This is a genomic window from uncultured Vagococcus sp. (assembly GCF_963518325.1).
In the GTDB taxonomy this organism is placed as follows: Bacteria; Bacillota; Bacilli; order Lactobacillales; family Vagococcaceae; genus Vagococcus_D.
This window is the reverse complement of sequence record NZ_CAUQJB010000022.1, coordinates 13,272-32,389: the sequence shown is the minus strand read 5'-3', so window position 1 is coordinate 32,389 and position 19,118 is coordinate 13,272. Positions and strand designations below refer to the sequence as shown.

General features: G+C 40.8%; 18 protein-coding genes and 1 riboswitch. Of the genes, 3 read left to right on the top strand and 15 right to left on the bottom strand.

Annotated elements, in window-relative coordinates; translation table 11 throughout:
- Positions 1-4 precede the first annotated feature (4 nt).
- The 6 genes from RWN13_RS16030 to RWN13_RS16005 form a co-directional block, all read right to left on the bottom strand.
- Positions 5-955, bottom strand: a complete 951-nt coding sequence (locus RWN13_RS16030; protein WP_314065641.1) for a siderophore ABC transporter substrate-binding protein — start codon at positions 953-955, stop codon at positions 5-7.
- Positions 956-992: 37 nt separating this feature from the next.
- On the bottom strand, positions 993-1,754 hold the full coding sequence (locus tag RWN13_RS16025) for an ATP-binding cassette domain-containing protein (protein ID WP_314065639.1): 762 nt from the start codon (positions 1,752-1,754) through the stop codon (positions 993-995).
- On the bottom strand, positions 1,751-2,722 hold the full coding sequence (locus tag RWN13_RS16020) for an iron chelate uptake ABC transporter family permease subunit (RefSeq protein WP_314065637.1): 972 nt from the start codon (positions 2,720-2,722) through the stop codon (positions 1,751-1,753). Before RWN13_RS16020 ends, RWN13_RS16025 begins: the two co-directional genes overlap by 4 nt.
- Complete coding sequence (locus RWN13_RS16015; protein ID WP_314065635.1) at positions 2,719-3,666, bottom strand: iron chelate uptake ABC transporter family permease subunit; 948 nt, start codon at positions 3,664-3,666, stop codon at positions 2,719-2,721. Before RWN13_RS16015 ends, RWN13_RS16020 begins: the two co-directional genes overlap by 4 nt.
- A gap of 176 nt (positions 3,667-3,842) precedes the next feature.
- A complete protein-coding gene (gene mgtA / locus RWN13_RS16010; protein WP_399553686.1) occupies positions 3,843-6,506 on the bottom strand; it encodes a magnesium-translocating P-type ATPase in 2,664 nt (887 codons plus the stop codon).
- A gap of 415 nt (positions 6,507-6,921) precedes the next feature.
- A riboswitch (M-box (ykoK) riboswitch) is annotated at positions 6,922-7,093 on the bottom strand.
- Positions 7,094-7,179: 86 nt separating this feature from the next.
- Positions 7,180-7,383: a hypothetical protein gene (locus RWN13_RS16005; RefSeq protein WP_314065633.1), complete on the bottom strand. Its 204-nt coding sequence runs from the start codon at positions 7,381-7,383 to the stop codon at positions 7,180-7,182.
- A gap of 227 nt (positions 7,384-7,610) precedes the next feature.
- Between RWN13_RS16005 and RWN13_RS16000 the strand changes: the two genes are divergently transcribed.
- On the top strand, positions 7,611-8,078 hold the full coding sequence (locus RWN13_RS16000; RefSeq protein WP_314065631.1) for a YueI family protein: 468 nt from the start codon (positions 7,611-7,613) through the stop codon (positions 8,076-8,078).
- A gap of 82 nt (positions 8,079-8,160) precedes the next feature.
- Entirely contained in the window at positions 8,161-8,562 is a 402-nt protein-coding gene (locus tag RWN13_RS15995) for a hypothetical protein (RefSeq protein ID WP_314065629.1), read from the top strand.
- A 136-nt stretch (positions 8,563-8,698) separates the two neighbouring features.
- On the opposite strand, the gene RWN13_RS15990 is transcribed toward RWN13_RS15995, so the two are convergent.
- From RWN13_RS15990 to RWN13_RS15950, 9 genes are all read right to left on the bottom strand, one after another.
- Positions 8,699-11,626 (bottom strand): hypothetical protein, encoded by a 2,928-nt coding sequence (locus tag RWN13_RS15990; protein ID WP_314065627.1) that lies wholly within the window; start codon positions 11,624-11,626, stop codon positions 8,699-8,701.
- Positions 11,623-12,660, bottom strand: coding sequence for a DUF916 and DUF3324 domain-containing protein (locus RWN13_RS15985; RefSeq protein ID WP_314065625.1), 1,038 nt, complete (start codon positions 12,658-12,660; stop codon positions 11,623-11,625). The genes RWN13_RS15990 and RWN13_RS15985 overlap by 4 nt, the downstream gene beginning before the upstream one ends.
- Positions 12,661-12,694: 34 nt before the next feature.
- Entirely contained in the window at positions 12,695-13,375 is a 681-nt protein-coding gene (locus RWN13_RS15980; RefSeq protein ID WP_314065623.1) for a WxL domain-containing protein, read from the bottom strand.
- 20 nt (positions 13,376-13,395) lie between these two features.
- A complete protein-coding gene (locus RWN13_RS15975; RefSeq protein WP_314065621.1) occupies positions 13,396-14,064 on the bottom strand; it encodes a WxL domain-containing protein in 669 nt (222 codons plus the stop codon).
- Between the two features lie 134 nt (positions 14,065-14,198).
- Positions 14,199-14,891, bottom strand: a complete 693-nt coding sequence (locus tag RWN13_RS15970; protein WP_314065620.1) for a WxL domain-containing protein — start codon at positions 14,889-14,891, stop codon at positions 14,199-14,201.
- Between the two features lie 71 nt (positions 14,892-14,962).
- Positions 14,963-15,190 carry a hypothetical protein gene (locus RWN13_RS15965; RefSeq protein WP_314065618.1) on the bottom strand — a complete coding sequence of 76 codons (228 nt, stop codon included), beginning with the start codon at positions 15,188-15,190 and terminating at the stop codon, positions 14,963-14,965.
- A 21-nt stretch (positions 15,191-15,211) separates the two neighbouring features.
- Positions 15,212-15,535, bottom strand: coding sequence for a hypothetical protein (locus RWN13_RS15960; RefSeq protein WP_314065617.1), 324 nt, complete (start codon positions 15,533-15,535; stop codon positions 15,212-15,214).
- 13 nt (positions 15,536-15,548) lie between these two features.
- Positions 15,549-16,640: a DUF916 and DUF3324 domain-containing protein gene (locus RWN13_RS15955; protein ID WP_314065616.1), complete on the bottom strand. Its 1,092-nt coding sequence runs from the start codon at positions 16,638-16,640 to the stop codon at positions 15,549-15,551.
- Positions 16,641-16,681: 41 nt separating this feature from the next.
- Positions 16,682-17,227 (bottom strand): recombinase family protein, encoded by a 546-nt coding sequence (locus RWN13_RS15950; protein WP_314065614.1) that lies wholly within the window; start codon positions 17,225-17,227, stop codon positions 16,682-16,684.
- 399 nt (positions 17,228-17,626) lie between these two features.
- Here RWN13_RS15950 and RWN13_RS15945 point away from each other — a divergent pair, with 399 nt between their 5' ends.
- On the top strand, positions 17,627-19,105 hold the full coding sequence (locus RWN13_RS15945; RefSeq protein WP_314065612.1) for a helix-turn-helix domain-containing protein: 1,479 nt from the start codon (positions 17,627-17,629) through the stop codon (positions 19,103-19,105).
- The last annotated feature ends 13 nt before the right edge of the window (positions 19,106-19,118 follow it).

Genomic DNA, 19,118 nt, shown 5'->3' with positions numbered 1-19,118 from the left:
CCATCTAGTTAAGTGCTGCTTGGACATCTTTCAACATTAATTCTGTACATTCAATCCCACCGCCAGATAAATACCAAACATCTGCTTGAAGGGAAATAATTTTATCGTTTTTACCAGCATTCGTTTGCGCCACTAATTCATTTTTAGACACATCGTTGTTTTCATCGTCGCCACCAATAGCTTTCGTACGGTCAATCACAAAAATCACATCAGGATTTTTTTCCAGAACATATTCAAATGAAGCAGATTGGCCATGCGTTGACGCCTCGATTTCTGTATCTGCTGGAATAAAGCCAAAGGTATCGTGAATGATGCCAAAACGTGAGCCTTCACCATAAGCTGACAGTTGGCCTTCGTTCACTAGTGTCACTAAGGTTGTTAATTTACTGGCTTGTGCTTTTTCTTTAGTGTCTGCAATTTGCGTTTCTAAATCAGAGATTTTTTCTTTAGCTAGCTTTTCTTCACCAAAAATAGTCGCAAGCGTCTCAATATTTGTTTTTGTTGACGCCCAAGTATCGGTGTTATCTACTGCCAAATACAAAGTGGGAGCAATCGCGGATAACTCTTTTTTGAAATCGCTTTGGCGACCGGAAATAATAATTAAATCTGGTTGTAACTCATTTATTTTTTCCAAATCAGGCTCTTTAATGCCTCCAGCTGATTCCACATCAGCAAAGGTGTCCAAGTAAGCTGGCAAATTATCCGTTGCGGTTCCAATGACTCTGTCACCTTTGCCTAAACTATTAATCGTATCCAATGAGCCCATATCAAAGACCACAACTTTTTGCGGGTCAACTGGTACTTCCACCTCCCCCTCTGAATCCTTGACGGTCATAACTTTTGCAGTCTGACTCGATGAGGCGGTCGTCTCTTTCTTGTCCCCACTATTACCACAACCAGCTAAAACCAATAATCCCAACGCTAAAATTCCCAACACTTTCATGCTTTTTTTCATGCCTATTTCCTCCTGTGTTTTTTAATTTTTAAACCCATTAGTCATTGAAGTACAAACAAAAGCGCTTGCCTTCCAATTCGCAAACACGAATATTCATCTCATAAAGGCTATCCAAAACGTCCTTTTGAATGACGTCATCCGTTACTCCCCGACAAAATATTTTGCCGTCTTTCATGGCCACGATTTCATCGGCATAACTTGAGGCAAAATTAATATCATGTAAAACAATCACCACTGTTTTGCCGTGTTCCTCCACTAAACGCTTTAAGGTTTTCATCATTTGGACCGCATAATTCATATCCAAATTATTCAATGGTTCATCTAATAAAATATAATCCGTATCCTGAGCGAAAACCATGGCGATGTAGGCCCGTTGCAGTTGGCCTCCTGACAATGTGTCGATTGGCTCATCTTGTAACTCAACCAGCCCCAGATAACTGAGAGCCTCGTCGATTTTTGCCTGATCATCCACCCCTAAGCGGCCCTTGCTGTATGGAAAACGACCAAAGGCCACCAACTCACGAACCGTAATTTTCAAACTAACGGAATTAGCTTGTTTTAGTATTGACAATTTTTTAGCTAACTCATTTTGTTTCCAGGATTTGACCTCATCTCCGTCTAAATAAATCTCACCAGCATCTTTGTCAATCAAACGACTCATCATGGATAATAAGGTGCTTTTGCCTGCGCCATTAGGGCCGATAAAGGCTGTCAACTTGCCTTCTGTTATGGGCAAATCCACATCTACCACAACCGCTTTTTTTCCGTACTGCTTGGAAACATTCTCAATATCCATCATCGTTCATTCTTCCTTTCAGACAAGATTTTTCCGACAAAATAAACACCGCCGATAAACTCAATTACCACGCTCATAGTCGTGTTCCACTTAAAGACCTGTTCCACAAAAAACTGACCGACAATCAATAACAACATGCCTAATAAACTGCTGGCCACAAACAGTGTACGATGACGAAAGGTTCCCATTAACTGGTAGGTCAGATTAGCCACAATAAACCCAAGAAACGTCACTGGCCCCACTAAAGCCGTAGACAAGGCAACTAATAAACTAATTGCCAACAATAAGCGAATTTGAAACTTCCCCACATCAATCCCTAAATTCAAGGCTTTCTCTTTGCCTAAGTGAAGGACATCCAATTGATGAGCCGAAAGCCATAGATAAACGATGGTTCCCAGCATTAACACCCCTGCAACCTGCAGTAAAGACACATCCACATTGGCGAAACTAGCAAATAACTTCCCTTGCAATTTATCGTATTCATTCGGATCCAGTAGGACTTGTAAAAAGGTGCTAGCGCTGCCGAAAAAAGTTCCTAAAACCATGCCAATCATCAAAAGTAAATACAAATTTTGATCGCCCTTCTTTAATAGAAAGAAAAAGAGCACCGTACTAAGGCCAACCATTAACACTACATTTAAGCCAAACATGGCATAATCACTTTGAAGAAGTGTACCTGTCTCGTGACCCATAAAGAAAAACAACAAGGTTTGAATCAAGATATACAAGGAGTCAAAGCCAAGAATACTCGGTGTCAAAAAATGATTGTGGGTCACTGTTTGAAAAGTAATCGTCGAAAAACTAGTGGCAATTCCCACAAAGGCAAACGCCAAGATCTTTTTCCCTCGTAAACGTAAAGCAAACTCCCAATTGCCATAAGTGTGATAGGTTAGAAACAACCAGCTAAACAACAAGACCCCGATTACCAAAGCGGCGATTTTCACCCACTGCGCTTGCCATAACTTCCTCATTTTTTCGCCCCCCTTAATAAGAGAGCAATAAAAATCACACTACCGATGACTCCCACAACCAAACTCACTGGAACCTCATAAGGCTGAATCACCAATCGGGATATGATATCGCAGACGATCAAGAAAATACTGCCTGCCCCAGCCGCCACCCAAAGGGTTTGTTTCATCTGATCACCATAATAAAGTGACACAATATTCGGCACAACGACACCTAAAAAGGGCAAGCCTCCAATTGTGACCAGAATAATACTGCTGGCCAAGGAGACGATTGCCAAACCAAACAGTTGCACTAGTTGGTAATTCAAGCCAATACCGGTCGCCAGATCTTTTCCCATGCCGGCAATCGTAAAATGATAGGCGTAAAGGTAAGCCAAGATCAACAATGGCACCGTCAAGTAGATTAACTCATACCCACCGCGCGTAATCGTCGCAAAGTTTCCCTGAAGCCAAGATGACATATTTTGAATCAGTTGTAGCTGATAAGCAAAAAATGTCACGACTGACCCAACAATGTTGCCAAACATCAAGCCAACTAAGGGCACCATCACCTGATTTTTTTGCGGTAAACGCTGGATTAATTGAATAAAGAGCATGGTTCCTAAAAAAGCAAACACAAAGGCCACAAAAGAGCGACTTAAGGTTGAGCCATTTGGAAAAAAAACCATTGCCACTAATATTCCTAAACGAGCACTGTCCATGGTACCCGCCGTTGTCGGAGACACAAATTTATTTTGAGTTAAATGCTGCATAATCAAGCCACAGACACTGCTTGTAGCACCAGCAATAATCAAGCTCACTGTTCGAGGGACCCGCGTACTCCACAGCACCAGTTGCTGAGTCTCATTTAGTTGAAAAAGATCTCTAATTGAGATACTTTGAACACCAATAAATAAGGAGCTTACAGCGACAATTACGAGAATAATAAAAAGTAAACCTTTTTTCAACGCTGCAGCCCTCCTTTTAATTGAGAATGATTTTCACTCTCATTTGTAAGTGTAAGTAATTTCACAAAAAAAAGCAAGACATTCTGACAATTTTCCTGACTTTTATCGAAGATTAGGTCCCCTGTTAAAAAAACAGAGAAAAAAGCTTGAGGCAACCCCAAGCTTTTTCTTAGTTACTACAATAATTCACCAAACCGCCGAATGTAGATTACCTTAAGCAAGGTAGCCAATAGCATATAGGCCAGAATCGTCACTGCCAGCCAAGCAAAGAACACCATAGGCAAAGCTACCATTCCTAGATGAGCTCCTAATGCCGTATAGGGCAACACTGTTCCGACGCCAATTCCAAGGAAGGTAATCGTCGTCACAATAAAAGACGCACGACTTTGCAAGAAGGGAATTTTTGGCGTCCGCAACGCATGAATCACCAAGGTTTGAGACCACAACGATTCGACAAACCAGCCCGCATGGAATAAAGCGATAAACAAAGCTTGATCCCCACCACTTAAGGTGTGATAAGAGCCACCGACTACTGCCGGACAGATAATAAAGTACATCAGTAAGTAGGTCGTAATATCAAAGACTGAACTGGTCGGACCAATCCATCGCATAAAAGAACCAATTGAAGACGCGCTCCATTTTTTTGGCTTCTCGAGGTACTCCTCATCCACATTATCCCATGGTAAAGAGACACAGGAGATATCGTAAATCAGATTCAAAAAGAGAATTTGAATGGGTAGCATCGGTAAAAACGGCAGAAACAGACTGGCCACAATCACAGAAAACATATTGCCAAAATTAGAACTGGCCGTCATTTTTATATACTTCACAATATTTCCAAAGGTTTGCCGTCCTGAGATAATGCCACGTTCTAAAATCATCAAATCCTTTTCCAGCAAAATCACATCTGCTGATTCCTTGGCAATATCAACGGCCGTGTCAACTGAAATTCCCACATCCGCTTCTTTCATTGCCGGCGCATCATTGATACCATCACCGAGAAAGCCCACTGTATTGCCTGCCTCTCTTAAGAGTTTAACAATCCGCGTCTTTTGTTTAGGTGATAACTTCACAAAGATATTGTAATCTGCCAGCTTCATAGTCAACACTTCATCAGACATCATTTCAATGTCACTGCCTGCCAACATCTCTTCATTTTCCAAACCAACTTGTTGACAGACCGTCCGCGTCACTAGCGCATTGTCACCTGTCAACACCTTAACTTGCACATGGTTCTTTTTCAAAGCCTCTAGAGCAGGTCGAGTCGTTTCCTTCGGAGGATCCAAGAATGCCAAGTACCCCATCAGAACCATCTCACTTTCATCCGAAACTGAAAATTCCCCTTGTACACGAGGATTGGTTTTTTGGGCAACCCCTAGAACTCTTAAACCATCCTGATTTAACTCATCCACCGTCTTTAAGATTTGCTGCCGCCGTTCATCGGTCAGCTCCAACACAGCTCCCTGATGTTCCACGTAACTTGAGACCACCAGCATCTCTTCAATGGCACCTTTCGTAATCATCTGAGTCTTTCCAAGAGGATCACGAATAACCACACTCATCCGCCGACGTTCAAAATCGAAGGGCACTTCATCGACTTTTTCATAATCATCCTTCTCAATCTCCAACTCTCGATCTGACGCATCGATAATCGCCACATCCAAAAGATTTTTTAATCCAGTTTGATAATAACTATTAAAAAAAGCATGACGTAAAACCCGATCGTCTTCGATACCCTCAACATTTAAATGGTATTCCAGCACAATCCGATCCTGGGTCAAGGTTCCCGTCTTATCGGTACACAAAACATCGATAGCACCAAAATTTTGAATGGCGTTAATATTTTTAATGATGGTGCCTTTCTTGGCCATGCCTGTGGCCCCTTTCACTAAATTAGTGGTGACAATCATCGGCAACATCTCAGGGGTTAAACCAACTGCCACTGATAGTCCAAATAAGAAGGCTTCTAACCAGTCCCCTTTCGTTATGCCATTAATTAATAGAACCGTCGGTGCCATGATGCACATAAAACGAATCAAGAGCCACGAGACAGAACTGATCCCCAGTTCAAAACTGGTTAAGCCTTTCTTTTTACTGACTTCTTGGGCAATGTCCCCAAAAAGAGTGTCATCACCTACACGTACCACGATTCCTTTGGCACTTCCACTGACCACGTTGCTTCCCATATAAACCATATTCACAAAATCAGTCATGGATTTTTGCGTGTCCTTTTCCACATTTGCCAGTTTTTCCACTGGCTGACTTTCTCCCGTCATTGCCGATTGACTGACAAATAAATCCTTTGCCTGAAAAAGGCGGACATCTGCCGGAATCATATCTCCCGCAGATAAATTAACAATATCTCCACAGACAATCTCTTCGATTGGGACTTCGGCTACTTGATGGTTGTTACGGGTTACTGTCGCCGTCACCCTAACCATTTTAGTCAAGCGCTCTACGGCATTGGTCGATCTGACTGATTGAAACAACGTCAAACTACCACTAACAACCACCATTGTACTGATGATCAGCACCGCCGTTATATCTTTTTCAGCCGGTGGCGCAATAACATAGTCCGTCACAAATGAAATGGCTGCTAATGCCAGTAAAATCATGGTAAACGGCGTAATATACGCCTTGAGTGCTTTCATAAATAAACTATCCTGTTTCTCTGTCGTGATAACATTAGCCCCATTACGCTGACGAGACACCAGGACACCATCCCCATCCAACCCCTTGTCAGATGTACCAAATTGTTTCATTACTCGTTTAAAACTGTTAGACGCTGAAAATTGATACACCTTATCCCCTTGTCCAACAGTCGCTAATCTTTTTGTCATTTTTTTCCCCTCAACTTTCTTCCAAACCACAGGTACCACAAAAGAGTGCCTATTCCGCCAAACACAATGACATCACATAATGCTGACATATCCGTTCCTCCTTGCTTGAACCATCAGTTTGGCTTGCTAACGCTGATTAATCACAGCTAGCAAGGCAAACAAACTTAAACATGGGACATTATTGGAAAAAATGAGAGACCTGTTTTAATTGGTCGGAATGACATGGTCGATTAAAGGACCATAATCATCCTCATCGCTCTCATCTTTTTCCTGCTTCTGCCAACTCGGTAAATGATCGTCCATTACTAACCACCTCTTCCTAACCTTCCTTATTACTAAAAAACATCAAAAAAACCTTACGCTAAACTCAACGTAAGGTTTATAAGCACGAAATTAAGGCACACAAAATAACCGCTTAGAGATCTCATCGTTGAGTTTTGGCACTATACAACGTAAAAAGCAGTTCGCTTTTAGCTACCTTATGAAAAGCCTTAGATCGACAATCCCTGTTCTACCCATTGGCGTCTCTCGACATTTTTGGGCAGTAGCCTGTGTTTGTATAGGAGCCTCACCTAACAAATCTTATGAAGTTTTCTAATTCGGGTTAACTATAACAAGGTCCTTTATAAAAGTCAAGGGTGAAAAACAACTTTAGATGCTTTTGCTACTGTCATTATTGGCGAATGTCGACCCACCAGCGATCGTTTGCGCCGAGATCTTCCACATTATCCGAGACACCACCATAGTAGAAAAGATTAATAAACATACTTGAAAGCTGCTCTTCATCAACAAAATAACCGAAGTGAATGGTTCTTTTTTCCTGTGGTTCAATCTTGGGCATTTTATAAAAGCCTTTATCTTCACCATGACTATCCAAGTAAGCCAATTCGCCTGAGCGTACTTGTATTTATTCTTTTTCATCCTTCGACCTCCTCTCACTCTATATAACGAATCAACTCGACTATATGTGACAGTTTTGACTTTCTTTCTAAGATTACCATAGCTAAACAGGCCAATGTCCAGTAAAACAGGTTCATAAGCCTACTGGGGCGCGAGATGTGCTATAATTGAAACAAAAGAAGAGACAGAAGGAAGGGGATGTTTATGGCCAAAGATGTTCAAGATTACTTAGAAAAAGGGATGTACGGAGCACCACAGATTAAGCCTGATGAAAAGCGAAAATACTTAGGCACCTTTCGGGAACGAATTTATTTATCAATGACCCTTGCTGAAATGTCAAAAGCCAATAATCTGGCTTATTTCAAAGAGGAATTGACAAAAAATCCAAACCACCAAGTTCTGATTAATGCCGCTCTAGCCCCTCATTTACAAAATACCTATATGGTCGCCAGTCAAAAAGCCAACTGTTCCTTTAAAATTGTGGATACAGAAAATCAAGCACAACCTGAGGCGATTGGCCTAGTTTACGCTGGCGAAGAAGCAGTCGATATTGATCCCATTAGTGTGACAGAAAAATACGATCACCAACCTGACGCACTTAATGTGGAAGAAACCAAGGTACCTGACAGACCACCTAAGAAAAAAGGTTGGCTTGGTCAACTATTCAAGTAAGTTTAGCTGCGGGCTTAATTCCCTTAAACTAAGCCCACAGCTTTCGATAAGCAGATCTCATCAGAAATAAGGAGGAATTTACATGACTTACCCTGTTGAACAACTGGAACTGAAAAAAGAATTGAGTGCTGCCTTAAGCGCTCACACCCAGCTACTGCGAAACGTGGAACACATCGAACCGGAGCAAATGGATGCCTTTACGTTTATGATGCGTAGTTTCGGCTTTATCTTTGAACGAGTCCCTGGGATTTTATTGGATAATGATGCGGAAGAAACCTATTTTGGCATCTTCCAATACTACAATTTATTAGCCGAACTTAAGCACAATTTAATGATGTCATTCCCTTATGCTCATTTACAAAACGTTAACTTCAGTGATATTTTGGCACCTTTTCCAACTCAATACGTCGCAGAAGTCAATCAGTGGTGGGAAGAAAAAACTGGTCTTGTGGTCGGCAGTACGAAACAAACAATGACGATGTAAGACAAACAAGGTCAGATACCTCATAACGAGAGTGCCTGACCTTGTTACCTTTATTAGATTACGATATATCACACCGGTTTAACCATTAATTTTTACAGTTAAACAACATCCTTTGCCTTTCATAAACTTACTTTTCTCACTTATCCTCTATCCCCGGTGCATCAACCAGCTGCCAATCCAGTTTCCCCTGATAGTTGCCTTTATAATTCCCCATCTGAAAGGATTGATACCGCAACCCTCGACCTGACTCCCAGCCACTTATCACATCAATAAACTCCGTACTGGCGTTGCTTTTCCCTTCCTCAATCCCTTTGTAAATTCCCACAGGAAGTTCGATCAATTGATTGGCTTGATTGGTATACAGATAAGACCCTTTCAAAATATGAGCTTCGCTCGACAACTCAGTCGGTTTAACTTTCAATTGCCAATTGCCGCCTAGTCGGTTATCACGAATTCTCAATCGATCATTCCCACTTAATCCAACTGGTTCCATCGCTAAACTGTCGGTTTTTAATGTTAGAGATAGGGTTTTAGGTGTGCCCATAATTGTTAACTCACGTGGCGTGCCTTTAATCACAAAGCAGTTATTCGGATTATTAGGCGCATCATCCATAATAATTTCAAATGATTCTCCCACATCAGCCACCACTTCCACTGACTTATTAGCAAGTCCTTCATAGACGACCTCACCTGTTTTTTGACTGATTATCTGATAGCGATGATCTGGGAAAAGAGCCAGTTTTGACTCGTCTGAAGTGGCCTTAACGTGAAGATTAAAGAATCCACGATTCGCTGGATCAAAAGGTTTAATCACCGTCTGATCCACTACGACTGGCAGTTTTTCATGGCCATTTAAATGCCATTCAACATAGGGCTTACCCGTGTTGCTGTGGTTCTTAACAATCAAGGTTCGTCCGTATTCATCTACTCTTGGAATAAAGGTCGGCGTCCTATGATCATTAAAAGTGACCTGAGAATAACTCACGTCATATTTAGTTAATTGACCATCTGGAAATACAGGAATCGAACCGATTAATTGATTAAAGCTCACATTTATTTCCCGTAACTTTTTCAAGTTTCCTAAGCCTTGCGGAATTGCCCCACTCAGTGAATTAAAATACAAATATAGAATGCTTAATTCCTTTAAATTCCCTAAGGACTCTGGGATGCTACCTTTAAATTTATTGCCATAAATAATTAAATGCTTTAAGTGACTAAGCTCGCCAAGTTCCTCTGGCAGTTTCCCAGTCATCTCCTTGTTCCAGAGCTCCAAACTTTCTAAATTTTTTAATTCACTGATGGTCTTAGGAATGTGTTGTCCAGCAAACTTAGCTTCCGTATCTCGATCAACAATTGACTTAATTTTCAGTAAATCCGACATATACACATCACTGTCGATTGTTTTAGGCGCAAGTTGCCGGTTGACTTCCTTAATTAACCACTCCTGGTCCTCAAAGAAGGCTCTCGTTACAATCACCGCCTCATCAATTGCTATGGGGACGCTGACTACTTTCACCCTTTGAGTCGACTTACTCGTTATGCTAACCTCAACTTGATACGTTTTGACCTCATCAAAGGTAATGGTTGGATCTACCATAGCAATGGCAAGCTCATCGCCAGGTAACGTCGTGGCAACATTTTTTAAGAGCCTCTCCACGTCAAGGTCACCACTCATCGTATACTGTGAAGCCTTAATCCCAGTCATTGCTTCTCCGTATATATTGGGAATAATATTAGCTACAGCCACCAGTTCCTCTGATTTTATTTTTTGATTATTTTGCCACTTATAGTTATAAAAAGTAACCGGTACAGGGTAAACCCCTTCCACTTCATCAAAGTCCTTCATAACTGCCTGACTATCTAAGCCTTCAGCTGAAAACGTCAGATTTAATTGATTACTCCCCAAGGCAATCAAGTCTTCCCTTTTAACACGAAATTCTACTTCATGATCGTTAATAGGAACCAACTCAATCAAATGAGAAATATCCTCACCTCCTTGATCTGTGAATATAGCGGAATCAACCCGAAGTCTTTTAAATTTACCTTTCCGATCAGACATGACGACACTAAGGTAATCAGGAAAATATTGAGTATAACCATCATTCAGCCCCTGAGTTAAATCAAAGTGAGCCTCAAATTTATCAGTATTCTTAACCGACTTTGTCTTTGGAGCAAGATACTTGATTTCTCCAGGGGTTTTAAGACTACTTTTGAAAAAAGTAGCATAACTAGCTGGAGATGTTACCCCTTTACCGTAAAATACCAAAGGCTGATTATTATCAAAAAAGAACGTCATGCCGACATTCTCTCCTAGGGGTGAGGTTGATTTGGAATTATCATGAACCATCTTCAAAGCCTCTGCCTCATAGGACTTGGCAGAGGTATCTATAAATGTATGAACCTCACGAGATACCCGATTAATTATATTGTTATAGGATAACGTCGTAAAATAAACACGCTTTAGGTTACTCGTTCGAACGTAAGACGTATCATAGGTCCCCTTCATCGGATTGTAAGCTGTCGGTCGATAAAGCAGTGGCAATTCCACATAAACATTTTCAACTGGGGTCCTATAATCACCATCATTATAAACCAGTCTAACTTCAGCTGGACTTTCATAATCCATAGCAAATCTGACTGCCCCATCACTTTCCAAGTTGACTTTAGCTGTCCAACTAGGGGTCGCCCGAGTGAAATCCATTCGTAAGGCAATTTCTTTGCCTTTGAACGTCCCCAGATTACGCATAATCGTGTTCGTACCAATCCGGTATTCATGCCCGTAATAACTGTCTCCCGAGCCAACATTTGGTTTTTCGCCATAAAATCCTAGAAAAGGTCCATCTGGCCCACTCACGTCTTCTTTGATGGCTTTTCCCACATACGTCGGCCTAATAACAGGTTTATCATGAGGGATATCTGCTAGACTCCCATCGATGACGGTACCATTACCATCAATTTCTGTATAAAGAGAATCCGTTGTTTCCCCTAGCACCGAATGAGGAAACCAGACAACGATCAACAAAAAACTTCCAGTGACTACCCACTTAACAACAGCTTTCATCATCTTCGCCTCTCTCTCTGTTGCGTAACTATATACCCTACTGTCAACAAGAAGATAATGATAAATACACTGATTAAACTCACCATTAAGATCATGCCGCCCTTGTTCACTGTTTTTTCTAGCTCGACTGCTTCCTCATTAAATTCAGTTGCCTCATCACGAGTAATTCTAAATTTTTTTGTTAACAACCAGCTTGCTTCACCAGAGGTTGCCTTCAAGCTCAACTCGTAACTTCCAGGCTGTAACTCTTGATTTTCCAAAGAAATAGGAAAATCAAAGTTTGAATTTGGCGCAAAAGCGATTCCCTTTTTTTCAACTTCATAAAGAGTTTTATCAGACCCTTTTTTCTTAACTTGTGCAACCACCTCAACATTACCTAAAAAATCTGGTTGGGGATTTTGAAGATTGACCAACACAGCCGTACGATAATTAAATAATCCTGCCTTGACCCCGTTCAAGGTCAATTTGGGTTGAATCATTGTCTCTTGTTCACGTAATTGAATCCCAATCACAACTGAAAAAACATTGTGAATTTGTACCTCATCTTTTCCTGATGACATACCATCTGCCTCATTCTCTTTATCGTAAATGGAAAAACCACCAACTAATCTCCCTGTCACTGCCTCTTTTGGCATAGTCAAGCGAAACGTCACGTGTTTCGTTTCCTTTGGTGGAACAGTCACAGATTGTTTGCTTGAGAGTAAGTCAGTGATTGGATAAAGAAGGGTAGAATCTTGTGTCTTAGGCGTGACACTGTATTCCAACTCACCATTTTGATTGGTCGTTGCAACATGAGGCTCCACCATTAACTCTAATGGCTGATCACTAGTACTGACTATTTCTAGTACCAACTCTTGTGTCGCACCAGCTACCATCTTTAAATCAAAGTATGTTTGCGATTTGTCTACTTGATTATCAGGGATAACCGCCCTTACTGAGTAGCCCATCCCCTCTGCCTCTACTAAACTCCCCTTGCCAAAAAGAAATAATAGACCTAACACTATTTGACTACATACGATCCATTTCATATTTTTCATGACTTATATCTGACTCCATCTTTGTTTTTTTCCATCACTCACTACGAGGAACATCTGAAAGTTTCCATGTAATTATTGCTTCGTAATTTCTTCCAGGCTGTGCCGTTTCTGGCAATATTGACAGTTCAATTTGATGATTAACCCTTTGACTACTCGGCCATCTTGTTGCCCATATCCCTTGTCCAGTTCCTTTCACAGCTCCTGTCACCTCTTGATACTGCTTATTTAATGTGACGTTACAACTAGTTGGTGATGCAGCAAAAACAGAGTCGTATTCTTGAACGGCCCCTTGGTGTAAGGTCAGCGTCGCCCCACTTAGTAAATAGGCTCTAGTGTCCTCTTCCGTTCGTTTTGAGACAAAATCAGAAATTTTAGCGGAGACACTCCACCCTCCTAAACTGCCACGAAAATCCGAGACTTGCAAATAGGGATTCGTATTACTGGCATACTCTGTTTGATAAAGTCCACTGGCAATCACATTATTAAAATGGAAGTTAGGCACTCGATCTATTTTTAACAATCCAGGAGTAGCCGTCCCTTTGTTTTCAGCATCTTCTGGGTCAACCCCAAAGAGGGGAGGAACTGGTGTGTCCTTCCCTTCTTCTACATGGGCTTGCAGCTCTGAATTAACTGGTGTTGCCATAACGTCTAAACCTAGCCCTGTTATGAGAAATCCAGCCCCTAGTCCCCATTTCAGCCATGTCCATAAGGTCATTCTCTTCCCCTCCATATTGACTAACTTTTCGGGACATTTAACAGTGTCCACTCTAATTTCCCACTATACGCCGCTTTACGTGCACTATTGGGAATGCTTAACTGAACTCCCGTTGTTCGTGTTGGCGTTTGCCCTGCGCGATACCGCTCAAAGATATTCGTGTAGCGTCCCATCCCTTTATCAGCCTCGGCCGCAAAGACCACTGCCGAAACATTGGCCGATAAATTAACAACTTTGCCAACTGGCGCCTCTTCTGCAGCCAGTGAACTATTTTTTGAAGTGATTTCTGCTGAAGGGATAGTTAACTCCCAGCCTTTCAGTTCTTCACCTTTATTAGCCCCATCGGCAACTGTTAAGGAAGGTAAAGTCACTTTGACGTGCCAGCCCGTTCCACTTCCGGTTACATCCACTACCTCAATGCCATAAGCTTTATCCTTTTCAATTGTCCCTGAACGTGTCTCTCCAATAGGCACCGAGGGAAAAGAAAAATCAGAGACAGCTTTAATCACAAATTCACCATTTGTGTGGCCCGGTTTGGTCATAATTGGCTCTTCCGGCTCCCCCGCACCCGTTCCCGCCTCAACATTGGCCGTTACATCTGACGCCGAGCTATCCGCCAAGACGACGACTGGCAACAAACTGGCACTACAGACTCCCACTAAGAACAGACTACTTATTTGTCGTTTCATCTCACTTCTCCTTAACGATTCTTATTTTCAACAGCTTACTACGATAACTTCATCCAAAAAGAAAACAAGGGCTGTTTTCTATTTTTGATTACTATTTATTCTACGATTAACATACGATTTGTCGATAATACGACTTATTTAGTGTCATCCAATGACCAGGTAACCGTTCCGCTAAAGGCTTTTCCTTTAGTTTCTTGATCACCATTTACTAATAGTTGAACGTTTTTCACTTCTGCAGCAAAACCACCATGCTCACCTTTTGCCAAGGCATCAGCTGTAGCGGTCATAACAGCTGTACTTGCAGTTGATCCCGCTTCAAGATTAACTTTCTTAAACCCTTGAACGGCAGTGCCGGCATAATCAACTAATGGTGGCAATTCAGAAACAATTTTCGGGAACATGCCATCTTCGTCTTTTACCAGTTTAAATGTACTAACAGTTGCTGTGTTAAAACTTAACGTTGCCGCTAAATTAGTGGCGCCATCTGCTGCTTTAAGATCTGACATTTGAGCATTGACGCTCCATTTAGTTTTTTCATCACGATCCTCATAAGCAGAAAGGTATTGCTTCTCATCGACAACTTGATCGTAAGCTTTAGTTGTTTCACTTGAATCGTTCGTTGTGCCAAATTGGAAAGCCGTAGGACGACTAATTAAACTCAATTGATTTTCGTAAGGTCCAGGAACAATCGTTGTGCCACCAGAACTAAACCCAATTCCAACACCTGTTTCTGCCACACCTTGTGCGTTGGCTTCTTTAGGCAATAATGCTGCCCCACATGCTAATGCTAATACTAAACTACCCAATACTTTTTTATTCAATTTCATTTCTCCTATTCTATCTGTACCGCTGATTCCATTAAGGAGAAGTTATCGTAGTAAACTGTTGAATTACTTTTTTACATTGGAAATAAGGCCAATTGATGTTGAATAACAGAAAATAAATAGAAGGTTAAGCCAAAACAGAGGATGGACATTGCCACCAGCACCCAATTCAACCAAATTTTACTGCGATTCAATTTCAACTTTTTAACTAGTACATTGTCTCGGTTAAACGTGATTAAAAATAACCCTAAGGCAATCACACCACCCGTTCCTAATAAATAGAGCCATATATAGACATTCATTGTTAATCCACTCCTTTAGTTTCAGTCCTCTGACAAATGAATTTGTTTGTCTAAAACCATCACAAACATCAAGATAATCACAATCATGCCACTAATAAGAATCCCCAAATGAGTCATCATTTCCCCCGTTTGAGGAAGTAGTGGTCCTTTTGTGACACTTGGTTGCACCCCAGCTTTCGGCGTGTTATCATCGGGAAGTTTTGTGTCAGGCAATTTAGTCGGACTATCATTAAAGCCAATTCCCACATTTGCCTGTTCTTCACCATAGACCCGGCCCCCCCCACTTAACAGTAAAATACCAACCATCATTATCATGGCGACACCCTTTTTCACTTTCTCAATCACACTCTCCCACCTTTCATGCTCGTTTCTTTCGCTTCTTATCTTGTTTCGATTTTCTTTTTTTAGCACGCTCTTTTAAGCGTTTTTGCCACTTAGAACTTCTCAACATTAATAAAATAGTGATACCAGCCATTGCACAAAGGGTCAGTACCACACTAACTGGAACCCATTTAGGCAATACTAATTTGAACGCAGCCTCTTCATTCATGGTCCTTGCCTCATCATCTGAGACACGAAAGCCTTTCTCCCAAGCCCACTCCCCATGGTCTGTTTTAGCTGTCATCTTGACTACATAGTCTCCTGCCTGAACCCGGTCAACGCCCCAGTCAATCAGAAAATTGTACGTGCTATTAGGTGCCATTCTGGCATTTTCTACTTTTTGTTGTTTTAACACCGTCTCTGACCCTTTTTTAGTAACCTTCGCCTCAACTGTCAATTTTTCGGCTAATTTAGGATCGGAGTTATGAATCATCGTCGAGACTTGTTTTCGTCCTAACGTTATCCCTAATTTGGCCGATAATAAATCCAGATTCTTAGCATCTTCATAGTCCTCACCGGTCTCTGTCGTTAGTAAGCCAACTCGGTAGCGATAATTATTCGCCACTGCTTTTTTGTCATCATTCTGACGGTCTTCCACTAATTCAAAAACTAAGGCCCCTAATTTAATTCCCTCATAAGACGTTTCTGGTGGTGTCACCGTCACTTCGATTATTTTTTCTTCGAAATTTTCCAAGGTGATATCCGTTTCGCTAAAGTGGGTAAACTCTGTTAGAGGATGTTCCAAACTGGAGTCTAACTCATCTGTCTGACTATCGTACTCAAGATTACCTGACATACCCGTCACCCCATTAGCAACCGAAGCTTTTATGGTGACCGGTTCCTTCTTCATTCCCTTTAAACGTATTTTTAAGACTTGTGAAACCCCTGGTTTTGTTTCAATAAAGAAATAGGACTTATTGGATTCTACTTGTGTATCCGGGCGAATCGCCTGTACCGTAAAACCTAGAGGATTCGGTTCCTCAGCTTCTACGGGATGGGACCAGCCCATACTCAGCCCGATGATTAATATGGTGATAATTCCACCTAAGCTCTTCTGCATGTTACTCATTCTAACAACCTCTCTTGTTTGCTGCCGCAGTCTGTGCCTTATCAGACTTCAACTTCTGCTTTCAGATATTTATGAACGGAGCCAATCGATACCTGACAAAAATCTGAAATCTCTCGATAACTCATACGCTTCTGACGGTGCAACTGCTGTATTTTTTCAATTTTCTCATCACTAATCGTCGGCCTGCCTAAGCTTTTTCCTAAACTTTTAGAAATCGCCAATCGTTGCTTAGTATTCTGACTCTTAAACTTGGAGTCAACCTCAGACAACGCTATCGCAATCTCTCTAAATGAGTAATGATGGTGGGAATCAATCTTGTCTTCTAAACTAATCACTCGAATTTTCTTGTCGAATAAGACATCAAAAAATACGGTTAATTCTCTTAAGGTTTTGCCGAAAACAGCTAAACTAACAACTACTACAACATCCTCTGGCAATAATTCACTTACTAATTTCTTTTGTTCTTCATCCTCATCAAAATTCATATTTTCGACAAAAATCTTATCACATGCGTAACACATCAATTGATTGATTTGAGTTGTAATTTCTGATGGATAGCCTTTTCGGGCGTAACCAAATACGGTCATATTAGGTCTCTCCTTATATCGATTATCACTTCCTTGACTATCAACTTTTAGAAAAATCCATTTCAGTCAGTAAGTCAAGGTCTGTGTCGTAACATTATCTCTAGTTATCTTTCCATATTTAGCAAGTTCGAATTAACTGATTGTCGAACACCAAAAAGCTTATCACGTATTCCACTTAATTTTTCATCACGTTTTGCGCACTTACTCCACTTTTTGACAAAAGTCAGGATTACCATGTATAAAAACTCCCCTAATAATGTTTTTATCTCTACTTTCAATATTTCTTTCTAGCCAATTTTATATTTTTGTGATATTTTTTAGTTAGTTTTCATCAGATTATAAATAACGAACTCTCTAGTTATTTTTTGATTTTTAGACTTCCTTGAAGGAGATTACCTTATGAAATCCATATTAAATAACTCAACCTTGCGCCATGTTACCATTCTTGAGCGCTTATACGATGCCGATGATTGGGTCTTGGTCTCAGATTTGGCCAAATCAACTGGCTATCCTATAAGAACGATACAACATATTATTCCAACCATTAATCAGGACTTTGCACCTGTTCAAATTGAATACGATCCTATTAAAGGTTTGCTGCTTCAGCTCCCTACTCACTTAGGTTTTGAATACATTTATGAACATGTCTACGGGACTGCCTACGAGTTCTTACTATTAGAAACTGTTTTTTTTCACAGTGGGCTATCCACTAATCAATTAGCTGACAAACTCTATATCAGTCCATCAACTACAACTCGTGTCATCAGTAAACTGAACCGAAAATTTAGAGAAAAAAAAATAGACCTGCGTATTTCAACTAAATACCACAGCCTAATCGGTGATGAGCTCACGGTTCGAAACTTTATGTTTCGCTTTCTAAGAGAGAAGTACAGCTTATTAACCTTGCCTCACCCAATTGAAGATATCCAAGCCTTTCAGAATACCGTCATAGAGTGTTACGCCCAGGGCGACCTATCTCTTTCCTATTATGAATTGGAATTTGTTACCTTTATTTTTGTGATTGTCGTCACACGAGAAAAATCTGGCTATAGCCTTGAACTCCTTGATCAATCAGCTCAGCAGCATCCTGTTTTTTTACATTTACTAAACAGCAATGTATACACCACTTATTTCACTCAAAGTACAGGTTTGCCTTGGTCCATCCCAATAGTAGAACAAATTTTCTCTCTATTTCTACGAGATCGTTTTTTCTATTCATACGAGGCACTTACTAAAGCAATGACTGATAGACCAGAATTAACCCTCTTAGTTACTCGGTTAAAACAGCTCTTCGATCGAATTGCCAGACGTTTAGGCATTGAAATCCCTAATTTAGACACACTTATTAGGAAACTAGTGAACTACCACGTTCTATTTGGCGATACCAATTACATTCTTTTTGATCAACATCGCGAATTTTTATGTTCTGTTTCAAAAGACTATACATTTTTGATGGCCGTTTTAGTGGAAGAAATCAGTCGTTTCAAATTTTACGATGAATTTGCTTGGACAACGGTTTCTTTAAATCAAACCTTGCAGCTAGTTGTGACACAATGGGACAATTTATTAGACCAAGTATTACTGTCTCAGCCTAAAATTTCACTGTTAATTTCCAGTGCCTTTGAGCCGGGCTACGGTGAAATTATTAAGGAGATGATTCCCTCTCACTCAAAAGCTAACTTAACAATCCATGTTTCTGACTCTCAGACGTTACTGGATTTTCAAAACGAATGTGACAACTATGATATTGTCCTCGTTAGTTCAAATAAATTAAATCTGGCTCATGACAATGTGATCCACTTTTCTCCTTATCCCTCATCCTCTGACTGGAAAAAATTATTGAACATAATCAATGATATTTCTGTTGGAAGGAAATAAAAAAGCCATGGCC